This window comes from Sphingomonas guangdongensis (assembly GCF_900199185.1).
In the GTDB taxonomy this organism is placed as follows: domain Bacteria; phylum Pseudomonadota; class Alphaproteobacteria; order Sphingomonadales; family Sphingomonadaceae; genus Sphingomonas; species Sphingomonas guangdongensis.
In genome coordinates this window covers 238,859-256,332 of the sequence record NZ_OBMI01000002.1, presented here as the reverse complement: position 1 = coordinate 256,332, position 17,474 = coordinate 238,859, and the positions used below count along the sequence as shown (strand labels likewise).

16 protein-coding genes and 1 tRNA gene are annotated in these 17,474 nt (G+C 71.1%); 6 read left to right on the top strand and 11 right to left on the bottom strand.

Translation table 11 applies throughout. From position 1 onward, the window contains the following. Window positions 1-33: 33 nt before the first annotated feature. Window positions 34-1,827, bottom strand: coding sequence for a translation elongation factor 4 (gene lepA, locus CRO12_RS08285; protein WP_097063594.1), 1,794 nt, complete (start codon window positions 1,825-1,827; stop codon window positions 34-36). A 255-nt stretch (window positions 1,828-2,082) separates the two neighbouring features. Between lepA and CRO12_RS08280 the strand changes: the two genes are divergently transcribed. The 4 genes from CRO12_RS08280 to CRO12_RS08265 all read left to right on the top strand — a co-directional run bounded on the left by CRO12_RS08280 (window position 2,083) and on the right by CRO12_RS08265 (window position 5,900). Then, the gene (locus CRO12_RS08280; RefSeq protein ID WP_245858435.1) at window positions 2,083-2,943 is read left to right on the top strand and encodes a CsgG/HfaB family protein; all 861 of its coding nucleotides are present in this window, start codon (window positions 2,083-2,085) and stop codon (window positions 2,941-2,943) included. Window positions 2,944-3,040: 97 nt separating this feature from the next. Beyond that, window positions 3,041-3,117, top strand: a tRNA-Pro gene (locus CRO12_RS08275). A gap of 147 nt (window positions 3,118-3,264) precedes the next feature. Continuing rightward, window positions 3,265-4,941: a LysM peptidoglycan-binding domain-containing protein gene (locus CRO12_RS08270; protein ID WP_097063592.1), complete on the top strand. Its 1,677-nt coding sequence runs from the start codon at window positions 3,265-3,267 to the stop codon at window positions 4,939-4,941. Between the two features lie 41 nt (window positions 4,942-4,982). Further along, window positions 4,983-5,900 (top strand): hypothetical protein, encoded by a 918-nt coding sequence (locus tag CRO12_RS08265; RefSeq protein WP_097063591.1) that lies wholly within the window; start codon window positions 4,983-4,985, stop codon window positions 5,898-5,900. 13 nt (window positions 5,901-5,913) lie between these two features. Here the strand turns inward: CRO12_RS08265 and CRO12_RS08260 are convergent, their stop codons facing one another. From CRO12_RS08260 to CRO12_RS08235, 6 genes are all read right to left on the bottom strand, one after another. Then, window positions 5,914-6,921, bottom strand: a complete 1,008-nt coding sequence (locus CRO12_RS08260; RefSeq protein ID WP_097063590.1) for a sugar kinase — start codon at window positions 6,919-6,921, stop codon at window positions 5,914-5,916. Between the two features lie 23 nt (window positions 6,922-6,944). Further along, on the bottom strand, window positions 6,945-7,889 hold the full coding sequence (locus CRO12_RS08255; protein WP_097063589.1) for a DUF808 domain-containing protein: 945 nt from the start codon (window positions 7,887-7,889) through the stop codon (window positions 6,945-6,947). 84 nt (window positions 7,890-7,973) lie between these two features. Next, on the bottom strand, window positions 7,974-9,362 hold the full coding sequence (locus CRO12_RS08250) for an L-serine ammonia-lyase (RefSeq protein WP_097063588.1): 1,389 nt from the start codon (window positions 9,360-9,362) through the stop codon (window positions 7,974-7,976). Between the two features lie 118 nt (window positions 9,363-9,480). Next, the gene (locus tag CRO12_RS08245) at window positions 9,481-10,350 is read right to left on the bottom strand and encodes a type II secretion system minor pseudopilin (protein WP_245858337.1); all 870 of its coding nucleotides are present in this window, start codon (window positions 10,348-10,350) and stop codon (window positions 9,481-9,483) included. Beyond that, on the bottom strand, window positions 10,347-10,886 hold the full coding sequence (locus CRO12_RS08240; RefSeq protein ID WP_097064243.1) for a type II secretion system protein GspJ: 540 nt from the start codon (window positions 10,884-10,886) through the stop codon (window positions 10,347-10,349). The genes CRO12_RS08245 and CRO12_RS08240 overlap by 4 nt, the downstream gene beginning before the upstream one ends. Further along, the gene (locus CRO12_RS08235; RefSeq protein ID WP_245858335.1) at window positions 10,883-11,815 is read right to left on the bottom strand and encodes an ABC transporter substrate-binding protein; all 933 of its coding nucleotides are present in this window, start codon (window positions 11,813-11,815) and stop codon (window positions 10,883-10,885) included. Before CRO12_RS08235 ends, CRO12_RS08240 begins: the two co-directional genes overlap by 4 nt. 197 nt (window positions 11,816-12,012) lie before the next feature. On the opposite strand from CRO12_RS08235, the gene CRO12_RS08230 reads away from it, so the two are divergent. After that, window positions 12,013-12,642: a hypothetical protein gene (locus CRO12_RS08230; RefSeq protein ID WP_097063585.1), complete on the top strand. Its 630-nt coding sequence runs from the start codon at window positions 12,013-12,015 to the stop codon at window positions 12,640-12,642. After that, on the top strand, window positions 12,639-13,055 hold the full coding sequence (locus tag CRO12_RS08225) for a hypothetical protein (protein ID WP_097063584.1): 417 nt from the start codon (window positions 12,639-12,641) through the stop codon (window positions 13,053-13,055). The genes CRO12_RS08230 and CRO12_RS08225 overlap by 4 nt, the downstream gene beginning before the upstream one ends. Window positions 13,056-13,064: 9 nt before the next feature. Here CRO12_RS08225 and CRO12_RS08220 read toward each other — a convergent pair whose 3' ends face one another. From CRO12_RS08220 to gspL, 4 genes are read right to left on the bottom strand one after another with little or no spacing between them, the layout of a single operon-like run. Continuing rightward, window positions 13,065-14,285: a type II secretion system F family protein gene (locus CRO12_RS08220; RefSeq protein WP_097063583.1), complete on the bottom strand. Its 1,221-nt coding sequence runs from the start codon at window positions 14,283-14,285 to the stop codon at window positions 13,065-13,067. A 43-nt stretch (window positions 14,286-14,328) separates the two neighbouring features. Then, entirely contained in the window at window positions 14,329-15,819 is a 1,491-nt protein-coding gene (locus tag CRO12_RS08215) for a GspE/PulE family protein (protein WP_097063582.1), read from the bottom strand. Next, complete coding sequence (locus CRO12_RS08210; RefSeq protein ID WP_097063581.1) at window positions 15,816-16,319, bottom strand: type II secretion system protein M; 504 nt, start codon at window positions 16,317-16,319, stop codon at window positions 15,816-15,818. The genes CRO12_RS08215 and CRO12_RS08210 overlap by 4 nt, the downstream gene beginning before the upstream one ends. After that, window positions 16,316-17,464, bottom strand: a complete 1,149-nt coding sequence (gspL, locus tag CRO12_RS08205) for a type II secretion system protein GspL (protein ID WP_097063580.1) — start codon at window positions 17,462-17,464, stop codon at window positions 16,316-16,318. The genes CRO12_RS08210 and gspL overlap by 4 nt, the downstream gene beginning before the upstream one ends. Window positions 17,465-17,474: the final 10 nt, after the last annotated feature.

Sequence of the window (17,474 nt, the reverse complement as noted above, 5' to 3'; positions counted from 1 at the left end):
TCGCTGGCGCGATCGCCGCCTTAGCCTCGGGCGCTACGCATCATCCCCCATCCTGAGCGCCGCGATGAACGCCTCCTGCGGGATGCTGACCGAGCCGTACTCGCGCATCTTCGCCTTGCCCTTCTTCTGCTTGTCGAGCAGCTTGCGCTTACGCGTCGCGTCGCCGCCGTAGCATTTCGCGGTCACGTCCTTCCTGAGCGCGCTGATCGTCTCGCGGGCAATCACCTTGCCGCCGATCGCGGCCTGGATCGGGATCTTGAACATGTGGCGCGGGATCAGCTCCTTCAGCCGCTCGACCATCCCGCGCCCGCGCGTCTCGGCGGTGGAGCGGTGAACGATCATGGAGAGCGCGTCGACCGGCTCCTCGTTGACCAGGATGCCCATCTTGACCAAGTCGCCCTCGCGGTAGCCGATCTGCTCGTAATCGAAGCTGGCATAGCCCTTCGACAGCGATTTCAGCCGGTCGTAGAAGTCGAACACCACTTCGTTGAGCGGCAGTTCGTAGGTCGCCTGCGCGCGCCCGCCGACATAGGTCAGGTTCTGCTGGATACCGCGGCGATCCTGGCACAGCTTCAGGATCGAACCGAGATACTCGTCCGGCACGTAGATAACCGCCTGAATCCACGGCTCGCTGATCGTCTCGATCTTGTTCGGCTCGGGCATGTCGGCGGGATTGTGCAGGTCGATGTGCCCGCCACCGTGCGTCAGCTCGATCTGGTAGACCACCGACGGCGCGGTGGTGATCAGGTCCAGGTCATACTCGCGCATCAGCCGCTCCTGGATGATCTCCAGGTGGAGCAGCCCCAGGAACCCGCAGCGGAAGCCGAACCCCAGCGCGGCCGATGTCTCCATCTCGAACGAGAAGCTCGCGTCGTTGAGCCGCAGCTTGCTGATCGACTCGCGCAGCTTCTCGAAGTCGGCGGCGTCGACCGGGAACAATCCGCAGAACACCACCGGCTGGACTTCCTTGAAGCCCGGCAGCGGCTCGGCCGCCGGCTTCTTGGCATCGGTCAGCGTGTCGCCGACGCGGGCCTGCGCCACTTCCTTGATCTGCGCGGTGATGAAGCCGATCTCGCCAGGGCCCAGGTCGGGCAGGTTCTCGAGCTTGGGGGTGAAGGCACCGACGCGATCGATCAGGTGCGTCGTCCCGGTCGCCATGAACTTGACCTGCTGGCCCTTGCGGATCGTTCCGTCGATTACCCGGACCAGGATGACGACGCCCAGGTACGGGTCGTACCAGCTGTCGACCAGCATCGCCTTGAGCGGTGCGTCGGGGTCGCCCTTCGGAGCCGGTATCCGCTCCACGATGGCGTCCAGGACCTCGTCGATGCCGATCCCCGACTTGGCGGACGAGAGCACCGCGTTGGACGCGTCGAGCCCGATGATCTCCTCGATCTCGGTCTTGACCTTCTCCGGCTCGGCGGACGGCAGGTCGATCTTGTTGATGACGGGTATGATCTCGTGGTCGTGCTCGATCGACTGGTAGACGTTGGCGAGCGTCTGCGCCTCCACGCCCTGCGCCGCGTCAACGACCAGCAGCGCGCCCTCGCACGCCGCGAGGCTGCGCGACACCTCATAGGCAAAGTCGACATGGCCGGGCGTGTCCATCAGGTTGAGGACGTGGCCCTTCCACTCCAGGCGCACGGTCTGCGCCTTGATGGTGATCCCGCGCTCCTTCTCGATGTCCATGTTGTCGAGCACCTGCGCCGACATCTCGCGCTCGGACAGGCCGCCGGTGCGCTGGATCAGCCGGTCGGCGAGCGTCGACTTGCCGTGATCGATGTGCGCGATGATGGAAAAGTTGCGGATCTTGTCGAGCGGGGTCACGCAGGGTCTCTGGTTGCGGGTGATCGCCGCCCTTAGCAGCGCCCGGCGCCGATGCGCCAGCGTCGGTGCGTATTCCGCCCGTCATCGAATCGGGGTATCGTTCCGGCCGGGAAACTTTCGGGGGGAAGACTCGTGACCAAGTACCTGCCTGCCATTCTGCTGTCGGCGGCCGCCGCCGCCCTGCTCGCACCAGCGCCCGCCGCCGCACAGCGGCTCGCCAAGCCGTCGGGAACGCAGCGGACCCAGGAAGCGACGATGGACGACGTGCCGCGCTGCACGCGGAAGCTCGGCACCGTGTCCGTCATGGACGGCGACGATCCGTCAGGCTGGACGCAGTTCCAGCTGACCGGCCCGCAGAAGCTGATCAAGGTGCTGGTCCAGCGTTCCGGCTGCTTCAACCTGGTCGATCGTGGATCGGGACTGAGCGCGGCACAACGCGAGCGCGACATCGGCGGTGGCCTCGGCCTCCAGCGCGGCGCAAACGTCGGACAGGGTCAGATAAAGGCGGCCGACTATGTCCTGGTGGCGGAGGTGCAGGCCGCCAACCGCAACTCGGGCGGCAGCGGGGTCGCCGGCGGAATCGGCGGCCTGCTCGGCGGACGGGCGCGCGCGATCGGTGGACTGATCGGCGGCGTCGGCAGCCGCAAGATGGAGGCGAACACGGTGCTGTCGCTCACCAACGTCCGCACGACGGAGACGATCTCCACAGTCGACGGCTATGCCGCGAAGAACAGCGTCACCTTCGGCGGGGGTGGCGGCGGCTTCTTTGGCGGCGGGGCGGCGGCCGTCGTCGGCGGCGGGTACGACAACACCGACATCGGCCGGATCGTCACTCTCGCCTTCATCCAGGCTTATGCCAAGATGGTGAACGAGCTGGGGCTGGTGCAGCCCGGCGCGGCTGGCACGGCGGAAGCGGCACCGGCCAAGACCTTCACCGCGCAGGCACCGGTCGCCATGCGCGCGAGTGCAGCCGCTTCGGCCAAGGTAATCCGGACGTTGCCGATCGGGGCGATCGTCTATCCGACCGGCACCAAGAACGGGCTGTGGTGGGAAGTCGCGGACGAGAACGACAACGTCGGCTGGGTCCTGAACACCAAACTTGCCCCGTCGATGTGACGCCGGATCGATCGGCGATGCGGGCCCTTGTCACGCCCCCGCATCGCCGATATAGGCCGCGCCTCGTCCGCCCGGCTTGCCGGCCGCGGGCGCCGGTCGGGGAATAGCTCAGCCTGGTAGAGCACTGTGTTCGGGACGCAGGGGCCGGAGGTTCGAATCCTCTTTCCCCGACCAATTCTCCCGCATCGAAGGATGGCCGCGGCGCCACGGAATGACGCGCGGTTGCGACAGTCCGATCGGACATCATCGAAACGCTTACAGATCACCGCTCCGCGCCGCTGGTAGAACCGCTTCCATCACTGATGTGGCGGAGACGAGGCAATGGTGAGCGTCGCGGCGCGAATCGGCGAGCTGATCCAGAGCCTGACCTCCGGGGACGCTCAAGGTCAGGTAACCGGAACCAGCGGGCTCGACCGGCTGATGGCGAGCGGATCGGCGCTCGCACGCTTCCGCGGCGACAGCGGCGTGCACGTCGTCGCGGAGGGCGAGACGCTGTCGGGCATCGCGGCGCGGCTCGGCACGACCTGGCAGACGCTGGCGCGGATCAACGGCCTCACGAACCCGGACCTGCTGCAGGTCGGACAGCGGCTGCAGCTGCCGGAGCCCGCGCGGATCCATGTCGTCCAACCCGGTGACACCGTCTCAGCGATCGCCCGCGCGACCGGCACCAGCGTCGCGGCGATCGCGCGCGCGAACGGCCTTGCCGACCCCGACCTGATCCATCCCGGACAGCGCCTGACGATCGGTGCCGGCGCCGCGGCAACGCCCCGGGCACCCGCCCCGGCCGATGCGCCCGCAACCGCCGCGCAGCCCGCGGGCGCCGTCCCCAGCCCGGGCACCGCCTCGATCCGCGCCGCCGACATCGCCGCCGACCGCGCCGCAGGACGGCAGTCGAGCAGCGACTGCTACAAGTGGGTCAAGCAGGCGCTCCAGCGCTCGGGTGCCGTGTCCGACTATCTGCCCGGGGTCGCTGCCAAGGGTGCCGGGCCGGCGCTGGAGCAGCGCGGCTTCGTCAACCTGCTGGACCGTCCCGGACACAACATCCGCTCTCCCTATGACGCGCCCAAGGGTGCCGTGCTGGTCTATGGCGCGGCGCCGGGCGCAACCGACCGGAACGCGCAGTACGGGCATATCGAAATCAGGACCGATGGCGGCTTCGCGAGCGACTATGTCTCGGCGAACGCACGGACGGGGTCGGCCGACAACGGCCTGGAGGGCCGCGGGCGCGTGCTGATCGGCGTCTACGTCAAAGCCGATGCGGCATCGGCGACGCGCCCCGCACCGGCCGCAACTGCCGTCGGCGAGGGCGCGTACGGCGCGCAGAACCTGCGGCTCGGCGCCAACGAACGCTACCGTGACGCGATCGTGGAGGCCTCCGCCCGCACCGGCATGGCGCCGCAGACGGTGGCCGCGATCATCGACGCGGAGACGCTGAAGGACCGGAACGGCGTCTGGCGCAACGATGCCGCGGCGACGACCTCCTCGGCGGTCGGCATGACCCAGTTCCTGAGCGGAACCTGGATCGGCGAAGCGCAGCGCGCAGGCGGCGTGCTGAACGCGGAGGCCAAGGCGCTGGGCGTCGTCGATGCCGAAAATCGCGTGGTCGATCGCGCCGGGTTGCTCGCGCTGCGCACCGACGCGCGGCTGTCGATCCTGGCCGGCGCCGACTATGCGCGGCACAACCTCGCCCAGCTGCCGGTCCCGACCGGCGCCTCACCCGCAGCAGTGGCGAAATACGCCTATATCGCGCACCATGAGGGGCTGGGCGGCGCCCGCGGCTTCCTGTCGGGCGACATGCGCTATCTGCGCGACGCGACCTTCGAGGCGAACGTTCCGGCGCGCGACCGCCAGCGCTACCTGGATGCGGCCGGCGGCAGCGAGCCGCTTGCCTATCGCAACTGGCTGTCGGACTATGTCGACCGCCGCATCGACGTCACCCGCTTCATGAACGATCCCGCCGGGGTGAACGTGCCGGCCATGCGGTCGCTGTATCGCTGAGGCGCTTCAAGCCGCCGGTTCGATCGACTAGGCTCTTCGGCATGCGTCCGTCCCTGACCTTGGTTCCGATCCTCGGCCTGCTGGCGGGTTGCGGCACCGCGGCGACGCCCGTTCCGCAGCCGTCCACCACCGCTAGTATCCAGGAAGAGGCGAGCGGCGGTGTCGGCTATGCGGCTTGCCGCGCTCGGGCGGACGGCGACCCGTCGTTGCTTCAGCGCTGCGCCGACGAGGCGGTCACCCGGTTGACGACCGGCGACCGCGCGGCCGCCACGTACCGCGCCGCACTCCGAGCGCTCGGCGACGACGCGCTGGATCGCGGCGTGTTCGGTGACGGCGCGGCGGCGCGGGTCGCGGTCGCCGACGCCGCCGTCGCCCTGTCGCAGGCACGCGCCGCGTGGCTGGCTGGTGGCGCGGCACCGAGGGGGGCCGGCGATCCCTCTCGGCTCGGCAACGCGGCACGCCAGGCCTGGTCCGAGAGCCGCGCGGCGACCTGCAGCATCACGCGCGTGAGCAACTGCGCCGCGCGCTACGACGCGCTGCTCGCCGCCTTTCAACCCGCGGAGGAGCGCACCGACGTGACCGAACCCGTCCCCGCCAGTGGCCTTCCGCTCCCGACCTGCGCGGAGGTTCGGCAGTCGGCGCTGGTCGGCGGTGCGCTCGGCGACGCCTTCTACCAGCGCTATCCCAAGGAGCTCGCCGATCCGGCGCGGGTCGACGGGGTAGCCTTGAACGGCGCGGCGCTGGCCAACGTGGTCGGCTACCTGGCCTGCGTCGCGACGCTGACCGACTATGACCCGGTCGTTGCCGAGAATTCGCTCGCGCTGTTCGAGAGCCCGGTGCACGGCCGCGCCGCCTTCGCGCGGCTGACCGCGCTCGCCGAGGAGCCGGGTGCGGAGGCGAGCGGACGGGAGACCTTCCTCAAGCAGCTCCGGGCGATGACCAAAGCGCCGCGCGAATAGCCGCAGGCACGCGTCAGCGGCGGACGTCGAGCCCGCCGGTCAGGAACGCGTCGATGTCATCCTGCCGGAACAGCGCGGCGTCGCCCGGCAGCGAGTGCTTGAGCGCGGCCAGCGCTAGGCCAGAGCGGGCCGCCGTGTCGAGGTCACCGCCGTGCAGCAGCACGCTCAGCACGCCCGCGGCAAAGGCGTCACCGCCGCCGATCCGGTCGACGATGCCCGACAGCACCACCTCCTCCGTCTGCGCCTGCGCGTGGCGCTCATCGATGCGTGCGGACAGGCGGTGGAGATCGACGTGCTCGACGTGCCGCGCGGTCGACGCGATCGTGCGCAGCCGCGGGAAGGCCGCGAACGCCGCCTCCGCCGCTTCGCGGCGCCGCTCCGGTCCGTCACCCGAAAAGTCACGGTCGAGCAGCAGCGCGATGTCGCGGTGATTGCCGAACAGCAGCTGCGCGTGGTCGACCAGCTCCGACAGGATCGCGCGAGGATCGCCGTCCCAGCGCGCCCAGAGCTTGCCGCGCCAGTTGCCGTCGAACGACACGGCGATGCCGCGCTCAGTCGCCGCGTTGGCGGCCGCGAGCGCAGCATCGGCGCTGTTCCGGCCCAGCGCGGGAGTGATCCCGGACAGGTGCAGCCAGTCGATATCGGCCAGGATCGCATCCCAGTCCCACCGCGCCGCCGGCGCCTCGGCAAAGGATGATCCGGCGCGATCGTACACCACCTCCGTCGCGCGCAGCCCGGCCCCGGAGGTCACGAAGTAGAGCCCCATCCGCTCTCCGGCGAAGGCGACGTGGCTGGTGTCGACACCGTGTCCGCGCAGCGCCTGTACCGCGGCGCGGCCCAGGTCGTTGTCGGGCACGCAGCTGGCGAAGCCCACCTGGTGTCCCAACCGCGCAAGCGCTGTCGCTACATTCGCCTCCGCCCCCGCCACCCACACGTCGAGCCGCGGCGACTGCATCAGCAGCTCGCGCCCGGGCGGCGACAAGCGCAGCATGATCTCGCCGAAGGCCAGGATCCGCGTCATCAATCCTCTCCGCAGGTGTGCGCTCAGCCGTGCGCCGCGCCGCTGCGGCGCTTCCACGCCTCGTACACCACCACGATTACCGCACCGACCGCCAGCCCGACGATCCCCGCCAGCACCGCGCCGACGAACCACTGCACGAAGCCGTGGGCGACCGGCGCCGCCTCGCCCGCGACCTCGGCCGCATGGTCGATCGCGTGCGGCAGTGCGCCCATCCCGAACTCGTCCAGGCCGTGCGCGACGATCCCGCCGCCGACCCAGATCATCGCCGCGGTGCCGATCACCGACAACGCGGCGAGCAGCTTCGGCATCGCCGCGACCAGCCCGCGGCCGAGCGCCTGCACCCCGCCGCTCTGAGCCTTGGCGAGGCGCAGGCCGATGTCGTCCATCTTCACGATAAGTGCGACCACGCCGTAGACGCCGATCGTGATCGCGACGCCGACCAGCGCCAGCACCAGCCCCTGGGTCAGGATCGGCTCACCTTCCACGTCCGACAGCGCGATCGCCATGATCTCGGCCGACAGGATCAGGTCGGTGCGGACCGCCCCGCTGACCTGGCGATCCTCCAGTTCCTGGGGATCGGTGATCTCCGCCGCGGCATCGGCATGGGCGTGGCCGGACAGCTTTTCCCACAGCTTCTCGACACCCTCGAAGCAGAGGTAGGCACCGCCAACCATCAGGATCGGGGTGATCGCCCACGGCGCGAAGGCACTCAGCAGCAGCGCCGCGGGCAGCAGGATCAGCAGCTTGTTCTTGAGCGAGCCGAGCGCGATCTTGCCGATGATCGGCAGTTCGCGCGCCGGCGACAGCCCGGTGACGTAGCGCGGGGTGACCGCGGTGTCGTCGATGACGACGCCCGCCGCCTTGGTTCCGGCCCGCCCCGCCGCACCCGCGACATCGTCGAGCGAGGATGCCGCGAGCTTTGCCATGGACGCGATATCGTCGAGCAGGGCCACCAGTCCGCCGGGCATCCGCGTCTCCTTCAGGTCAGGCGGCTTGGCTACCGGGGACGTCCGGGAAAGGAAACCCGCTGCACGCACAAACGTCCGTTCGCCTCAACACTCCACCACGTTGACGGCGAGCCCGCCGAGGCTGGTCTCCTTGTACTTGGTGCGCATGTCCTCGCCGGTCTGGCGCATGGTCTCGATCACCGCATCCAGGCTGACGACGTGGCTGCCGTCGCCGTGGAGCGCGAGGTAGGCGGCGTTGATCGCCTTGATCGCGCCCATGGTGTTTCGCTCGATGCAAGGAATCTGGACGAGCCCGCCGATCGGATCGCAGGTTAGGCCCAGATTGTGCTCCATGCCGATCTCGGCCGCGTTCTCGACCTGCGGGGGCGTGCCGCCGAGCGCGGCGGCGAGCCCCGCCGCCGCCATCGAGCACGCGACGCCGACTTCGCCCTGGCACCCCATCTCCGCGGCGGAGATCGAGGCGCGCTTCTTGTACAGGCTGCCGATCGCCGACGCGGTGAGCAGTAGGTCGCGCGTCCCGCCACGCGTCGCGCCGTGCACGAAGCTCTCGTAATAGCGCAGCACCGCGGGGATCACGCCCGCCGCGCCGTTGGTGGGAGCGGTGACGACCCGGCCACCGGCGGCATTCTCCTCGTTCACCGCCAGCGCCCACAGGCTGACCCAGTCGAACACGGCGGACGGGTCCGCACGGGGCCCGCGCGCGACGAGCTTGTCGTGGAGCGCCTTGGCCCGACGCGGGACCTTCAGCCCACCGGGCAGGATGCCATCCTGCTGCATGCCGCGGTCGATGCTGCCCAGCATCGCCGCGCGCACCTCGTCCAGGAAGGCGTCGGTCTCCGCCGACGGGCGCCACGCCGCCTCGTTGGCGCGCTCCAGGTCCGCGATCGAGCAGCCCTGTCCGGCCGCGAGCGCCAGCATTTCCGCGCCCGAGCAGAACGGAAAGGGCAGGCGGATGTTGGCGCGCGCGGCCTCCTGCCCTTCCTCCGTGATCGCACCGCCGCCGATGGAGTAGTAGCGGCGCCGCTCCTCGCCGCCATCGGCCAGCGTCGCGACAAAGGTCAGTCCGTTCGGGTGATCGGGCAGGAAGGCACGGTCGAAGACGAGGTCGCGCTCGACGTCGAAGGCGATCGGGCGCGCGCCGTCGAGGTCCAGCGTGCCGCTGGCTCGCACAGCATCTACCAGTGCCGGTATCCGGTCGGGATCGACCGCTTCCGGCGCGCAGCCCGACAGCCCGACCAGCACCGCCGTGTCGGTGGCGTGCCCGCGGCCGGTGAGCGCGAGGCTGCCATGGAGCGTGACCTCGACCCGCACCACCGCCCGGTCGGCGACTGCGCCGGCGAACGCCCGGGCGGCGCGCATCGGCCCGACGGTGTGCGAGCTCGACGGACCGATGCCGATCGTGAACAGCTCCGCCACGCTGATCGGCCGCCCCAGGTTGGCTCGGGCGGACAGGCTGGGGGCGTTGGCGAGCATTGTTCTGGTTCTTGCCCTCTCACCCGTTCGCCCCGAGCTTGTCGAAGGGCGTGCGGCGAACACACGTGCTTCGACAGGCTCGGCACGAGCGGGTGATAGAGGATAGTTGCAAGCGTTACTACTGGCGCGCCACCGGAAAGGCCGGCGCGTCCGGCGGGATCGCCGCCCCCCACCAGCGCTCGACCGCCGCGACCCGCGGGCGCCCCTCATCATCCAGGCTGCGCTGGATCAGGGTCGCGCCCTGCTGCACCGTGTCACCGATCTGCGCGCGCGTCCGCACCCAGAAGGTGTTGGAACGGAACGACGTGCCGGGCGGCTGGGCGAGCTGCTGATCGTCCAGGTCCTTGGCGGAGAGGAAACCCTGCCGCGCGCGCACCTCCACCAGCCGCTGGACGACCACCGGATCGCGGAACAGGATGCTGAGCACCTCCGGCGTCGCGGCGTTGAGGTTGATTCCCGTTTCGCCCGGCAGCGCCGTCACCATCCGCTCGAGCCGGGCGAGCACCGCGGGGTCGAGCCCGGCGACCCGGAGCGGCCGCAGGTCGGTGAACGGCCCATGCAGGCGGACGAGCTCGATCGCGCGCACCACGGCATCACGGTCCAGCCCGGCGGCGGCGCCGACCTGCTCGAACAGGATGGTCGCGACCGCGGTGCCCGATCGCAGCGCGTTGACGTTGAAGCGCCCTTCCGCATCGGCGATCGCCAGGTCGAACGTGCCGCCCGTGATCGGCGCGCCGCGCTCGCTGAGCGCCGCCCAAGGCTCGGCAACGTTGTCGACCTCCGGCGCGACCGCGGCATCGCGGCGCAGCGCGACCAGCGCCGACACCTCGCCCCCGCGCACCACCGCCGCGGCGCGCGCCGCCTCCCGCACCCGAAGCGCGCGGGTCAGCGCCAGTTCCTCGCGGTCGATCATCAGCATGACCAGGCCCGATGCGATCGCGACGAACATCAGCACGTTGATCAGGATCATGCCGCGGTCGTCGTTCACGTGACCGCCCTCGCGCGCACCGGCAGCACCACCACCCGCCGCGCGGTGCCGGCCGGTGCGCCGCTGAGCGTCACCTCCAGCTCGACCGCCTGCGGCCATTCGGCACGCTCCTGCTCCGTCGCCGGCCAGCGCTCGCTCCACCCTTCACGAAAGAAGCGCCAGCGCGCACCCTGCACCCCGCGCAGCACCGCCTGCGCCCCGCCGCCCGCGTCGCGGACCAGCGTGCCGCGGTCGACGCCGTAGCGTACCCGGACCGCCGGCCCGCCGACCCCGGGCGCCGCGCGGGTGAAGTCGATCCGCGTGCCGGCGCCGCTCAGGTCGCCGTTCGCAACCTGCTCCAGGTCGCCCGACACCACCAGCATTGCGCGCTGCAGGTCGCTCAGCCGGTCGAGCCGCGCCTCCGTCCGCCCCTGCACGCCCAGCACACTGTCGACCAGCGCGACACCGGCGACCGCGATCAGCGCGAACAGCAGCAGCGAAATGATCAGCTCAATCAGCGTGAAGCCGGCGTCATCAGCCGGGCTGCGCACGCTCACGCCCCCCGGCTGACCGCGACGCTCCCGTAGCCGTCGCGGCTGGCGACCAGGATCGCCAGGTCGCGGGCGCAGCTGCCGTCGGTGCGGAAGCGCACCGCCCCCGTCACGCACGGGAAGCTGTCGGCCGCTAGCAGCCCATCGCGGCTGAGCGTGTTCGCCGCGCGCAGCACCTCGACGATCCTGGCCGCGTCATAGGCGAGCGCGGCGAGCGTGCCGGGATCGCCGCCGTTGCGCCCCTCATAGTCGCTCGCGAAGCCGCCGAACGCCTTGGGATCGGGCGCGGCGATCCAGGCACCGTCCAGCGCCTCAAGCGCTGAGGGCCGGTAGTCGAGCGCCTGCACCGTGCCGAGGAGCTGCACCCCCGTTTCCTTCAGGCTGCGCGCAGCAGCCAGCACCGCCTCGCCGCTGCCGGGCACCAGCACCGCATCGGGCGCCTCGCCGACCGCGGGCAGCGGCGCGCCGGCCGTCACCGTCACCACCCGGACGTCAAGGCCGATTGCGCCCTGCGCCTTGACCGCGCTCTCCGCAGCCCCGTTGCTCCACGCGCTGCCGTCCCCGACCACGGTGACGGAGCGCACGCCGCGCGAGCGGGCGTAGCGGAGCACGGCCGTTGTGGTCTGCGCGGGCGTGAGGCCGAACACGAACGCGCCGCTCGCCGCCGCCGCCATGTTGTTGGTGAAGGCGAGCACGGGGACGCGACCGGCGACCACGCCCGCCGCCGCGCTCGCCTCCCACGAGGTGAGCGGGCCCAGGATCATCGCAGCACCACGCTTCAGCGCCGCCTGCGCCGCCGCGCTCGCGCCGGTCGCCGTGCCAGCGGTATCGAGCGGCAGCAGCGTGCCGCCGCCGCTTTCCGCGAGCGCCGCCGCGCGCTGCATGCTAAGCCCCAGCGCGGCCCGCTCCCCCGACAGGGGCAGGAGCAGCGCCACGGGCCGATTGTCGCGCTTCTTCCTGGCGGCGGCGAACAGGGGATGGATCGATGACGCCGCTGATACGACGAGGCCTGATCGCAGAAGCTTCAACGCGTCCCGACGATTCACCTCACGCCTCCGACATCGCGCGGGCTGGCGCGCGGCGCCGTCTTACCCGGTTCGCCGCGGTCGGCATAGCCGCATACGTCGTCGCGATGATCGCGACGATCCCGGCGGGCGTGATCGTCAAGCGGGGCGATTGGCGGACGGGCGTCGGCGGCACGATCTGGAACGGGGAAGTGGGGCTGGCGGGCGGCAGTCGGTTGGAATGGCACTGGGCACCGCTCCGCTCGCTGATCAACCTGGCCTTCGCCGCCGACTGGCGGGCGACGGGTAGCGGCACGAATTTGGGCGGACGCGCGCTGCTCGGCCCTTCAACCACCACGATCGACGCGATGAGCGGGTCGGCGGACGGTACCCTGCTCCAGGCGATCCAGCCCGACCTGCCCTTCACCTGCGACCTGCCGCTCCAGCTCGAGTTCCCGCGCGCGAAGCTCGACGGGTCGGGGCAGCTGGTCGAAGGCACGCTGACCAGCGAGGCGGGTAGCTGCGCGCCCAAGGGCAATGGCGTCCCCACGCCCGTGCCCGCGCTGATCCTCAGCGCCGAGCATGTCGGGACGGAGAGCCGGCTGCGGCTCGCTCCCGCCACCCAGCGCCGCCGCACGCTGATGACGATCACGCTCGGTGAGGACGGCGCGGTTGACGTGCGGATGACACCGGAGGGAGCGGCCGCCTTACCCTTCGTCGGCCTGCCGCCCGGGGGCAGCATCAAGGGGCAGATATGATCGACCCGGCACTGCTGCGCTCGGTCGTCGGCGTGGCTCTTCTCGGCATGGCGCTGCCGGCATCGGCCTGCGCACCGCCGGTGGTCGACACACGGACACCGGCGCAGGTCGACGCCGACGTGCGGCGGCAGTTCGACGCGGCCCATGATCTGGTGCGCATCCGGATGACACGAACCGCGACGCCGGCCCGCGACGGACGCGCGGTCGTGCTGCAATCGATCAAGGGCAGGTCGCGGGCGGGTAAGATTCTCCGCATCAGCACCATGCCCGTGCAGTCTTGCGGCTACGGCGACGCACCGACGGGCACGACGCACCGCCTCTACCTCGGCGAGGGTACGACTGCCGTCTTCGCGCCACTGGATCAGCAACTCGCAGCGATACTGCGGCGGCTGACGCTTCTGCCGACCGACTGAGGTCGGCCGCTAGAGCGTCACCAGATTGTTCAGGTTGATGATCGGCAGCAGGATCGCCAGCACCATCATCAGCACCAGCCCGCCCATCAGCAGCAGGACCATCGGCTCGACCAGCGCGACCAGGGTCGAGACCAGCGCGTCCAGCTCGCGCTGAAGCTCGTCCGACGCGCGGCCGAGCGCGGGGGCGAGCTTGCCCGAACTCTCCCCACTCGCGACGATCGCAGTCAGCATGGACGGGAAGACCGCAGCCTCCGCCATCGCGGCGCGAAGCGACAGTCCCTCGCGCACCCGCACCGCGACATGCAGCGCGCGCTCGCGGACGAAGCGGTTGGGCGTGACGGCGGCGGCCGCGTGCAGCGCCTCCACCAGCGGCACGGCCGAGTCGACCAGCGTCGCCAGACTGCCGGCGAAGCGGGCGGCATTGTGCTGCCGCGTCAGCCGGCGAAACGGGCGGTGCTCGATGAAGAAGCGGTCGAGTCTCAGCCGGTTGGCGGGCACCCGCACCCAGCGGGTGAACACGAACCCGCCGATCACGATCGCCAGCAACAGGGCGAGCCCCCAGTTCTGCAGAAAGGCGGAGATCGCGATCAGCGCGCGGGTGAGAAACGGCAGGTCCGCCCCGCGCGACACGAAGACGCGGACGATGTCGGGCACGACGTAGATCATCAGGAGGACGATGATCCCGACCGACACCGACGCGAGCAGCGCCGGGTAGAGCAGCGCCAGTTGCAGCTTCTGCCCGTTGGCGTGGCGGTTCTCCACGAAGCCTGCCAGGTGGTTGAGGACGTGGGTCAGCCGGCCGGAACTCTCGCCCGCCGCGACGGAGGCGCGGTAGAATTCGGGAAAGACGCGGGGATGCCCGCCGAGCGCATTGGCGAAGCTACGCCCGTCGAGCACGCGCCCGCGCACGTCGAGCAGCAACGCGCTGACCGCGCGCGCGTCCGACTGCTGCGCGACGAGGCGCAGCGCCTCCTCGATCGGGATGTCAGATCCGACCAGCGTCGCGACCTGACGGGTGAGCGTCGCAAGCTGCCGCGCCGACACCCCGCGACGGAAGGTCGGCAACGACAGGGCGCTGCCGGACCGCTTCTCGGCCGCCGGCTCGACGGTGATTGGCAGCAGCGCCTGCTCGCGTAGCAGCGCGCGAGCGGCGGGCGCGGACGACGCCTCGACGATGCCCTTGCGGGTCGCGCCCGCGCGATCGGCCGCGGAATAGGCGAAGGCGGGCACTAGATAATCTTCCCGCTCGCGGGATGGATAGACGCCCCGTTCCTCACGCGTCCTCGCGCGTCACGCGCGCGACCTCCTCGACGGTAGTAACGCCGGCGCGGACCTTCTCGACGCCATCCTCCAGCAGCGAGGGCGCGGTGCGGCGCGCCTCCTTCTCCAGCTTGGCCTCGCTCGCGCCGTCGTGGATCATCGCCTGGAGCGTGTCGTCGACCGCGATCACCTCGTACAGTGCGGCACGCCCGCGGTACCCTTCACCGCCGCACTGGTCGCAGCCGCTGCCGCGCCGCCACACGCGCTTGCCGACCTTCAGCTCGCCGCCCAGCAGGCGTGCATCGGCCTCGGTCGCCGTGTCCTGCCAGCGGCAGTGCGTGCACAATTGCCGCACCAGCCGCTGCGCCGCGACCCCGACCAGCATGGGAGCGAGCAGGTAGCGCTCCACCCCCATGTCGATCAGCCGCGTGACCGAGCCGATCGCCGAATTGGTATGGAGCGTCGAAAGCACGAAGTGTCCCGTCATCGCCGATCGGACCGCGACCTCGGCGGTCTCGTGATCGCGGATCTCGCCCACCATGATGACGTCGGGATCCTGGCGCAGGATCGCGCGCAAGCCCCGCGCAAAGGTCATGTCGGTGCGCGCGTTGACCTGGGTCTGGGCGACGCCGGGCAACTCATACTCGATCGGATCTTCGACCGTCATGACGTTGCGTTTGCGGTCATTGAGCCGCGTCAGCGCGGCATAGAGCGTGGTGGTCTTGCCCGAGCCGGTCGGCCCGGTGACGAGCAGCATGCCGTGCGGCCGCTCCAGCAGTCGCCCGACCACCTGCTGGTCGCGCTCGCTCATGCCGAGCCCGGCCAGGTCGAGCCGGAGCGACCCTTTTTCCAGCAAACGCAGCACCACCCGCTCGCCGTGCTGGGTCGGGATGGTGGACACGCGCGCGTCCACGTCGCGGCCGCCGATCCTGAGCGTCACGCGCCCGTCCTGCGGCACGCGCTTCTCCGCGATGTCGAGCTTCGCCATCACCTTGATGCGGCTGACCAGCAGCGGGGCGAGCGCGCGCTGCGGCTCCACCACGTCGCGCAGGACGCCGTCGATGCGGAAGCGGACCACCAGCTTGCGCTCGGTGGTCTCGACATGGACGTCGGACGCCCCCTCCTTCACCGCCTCCAGCAGCAGCGCGTTGATCAGGCGGATGACGGGAGAGTCGTCCCGCGCGTCGAGCAGGTCGTCGACTGCCGCTGCCGAGTCGGCCAGCGCGGCGAGGTCTGTCTCGTTCATCTCGAACTCGGCGGCCTGCGCGGCACCCTGGCCGTAGGTGGCGGAGAGCGCCGCTTCGAATGCGTCGGCGGACACGGGCACGAAGCCGACGGAGGGCACCAGCCGCTGCACCTCCAGCAGCGCGTCGAGCGGCGCATCGGGCCGGTGGAGACAGTCGCCCCCGCGCAGCAGCACGCCGCCGCGCCGCGAGAAACTGTACGGAAGCGCCACCGGCGGCGGCGGCACGACCGCTTCCGTGATGACCAGCGTGTCGCTCATGACCGATACTCTACCTGTGCGAACACCCGACCCGTCACGCCGGTGCGACGCAGGTCGATCCGGGTTGCGGCGAGCGGCGTGGTGCGCGCGACGTCCGCCATCCAGTTCACCACCGCCGCATAGTCGCCGTCCGGGATCGTCGCGCGCACGCCCGTGGGAACCGCCTCCACCTGCGGCTGGAGCCCGAAGCCCCCGGCCGACTGGCGGAGCATGTCAGCGGGCGCGCCGGTGCGCGGCGGCGGACCGGCCGGGGCGCCGAGCGTGCCGGCCGCACGGATGCGCGCGTTCAGCGTCTCATAGGTGCGGATGTCGGCAAGCGCATCGGCGCGCGCAGCCTGCAACGGCTTGATGATGCCCCAGACCAGCACCGCAACCGCGAGCAGCGCACCGAGCGTCCCGACCAGCACGCGTTCCCGCGGCGACAGCCCGTCCCACCAGGTGCGGGCGCGCAGCCATGCCGCATCGATCGCGGGCAGATCGACGATCCGGGTCACCCTCACTGGCCGGCCACCACGACGCGGACGCCGCCTGCCACCGCACCGACATTCGCGGCGATGTTCGCGGATTGCAGCGCCGCGCGCACGCGGCCCGCCAGCGCTGGATCGGTCGACTGCAGCTCCATCGTCAGCACGCCGCCATCGAGCCGCATCGCCTGCGCTGAAACCTCCGGCCCGAGCGGCGCGAGCGCGGCCGACACGCGGCTCGCCAGCGGAAGAAAGGCGTTGGCGCCGCCGCCCGCACCCGACTGCGGCAGCAGGTCGGTCACCGGACCGGCGATGTCGCCGTCGCTCAGCGTGGTCGCGGGAGACAGCCGGGCGACGAGTGCGCGGGTCTCGGCCTCGCGTCGCTCGGCGATCCCGCGCAGCGCCAGCGTGTCGGCCGCCGCGATACTTGCGTGGGCGGCGGCGCCGATCGCGACGATCTTGGCGAGCCGCTTGCCGAACGACGGCAGCGAGCGCCGTCGCCGCGCATAGGCGCCCTGCCGCAGATCGAGCGCCGGGGCGAGCAGCCGGCGGCCGAGCGGATCGAGCGCGAGCACGTCCGCGCCATCGCTCATGTCGGCGGGAAGCGCCGCGCCGTACGCGATCGTCCGCGGCCGTCCCGCCGCCTCCCAGACCGTGCGCAGCAGCGGTGCCGGGCAGGCGAAGCCGGTGCCGTCGCCGCTGCGCACCACCGCGCGCGTCGCGCCGAGATCCACCGCCCACGCGCCCGCCGTTGGGGCAGGCAATGCCAGGCAGTCCGGCACCAGCGCGGCGTGATCCAGCCCGCCGTCCTCGACCCGCGCGATCCACTCGGCCATGCGGTCATGCCGGACGACCGCCACCAGGTAGCGGCGCGGCGCCAGCTCCTGCCCGATCGCCAGGTGCACCGTGTCGACCGGCTCGGCGATCAGGTCCTCGACCGCGAAGGGCAGCGCCGCCAGCCGCTTGGCGCGGTTGGCGATCGGCAAGTCGACCGCGAGCAGCCGTACCCCTTCGCTCGGCACCAGCACGGTCGCGGGCCCGTCGCTGTCCGCGACCGCGAGCGCGGCCCCGTCGAGCGTCCAGACGCCCCCCGGACCGCCCAGGCTGGCGCCCGGTTCCGAACGAAGGCTGGCGCCCGGGGCCGAATCGGCTGTAACAAAGGCGTCACGGTGAAGGGTCATGGGCGAGCGA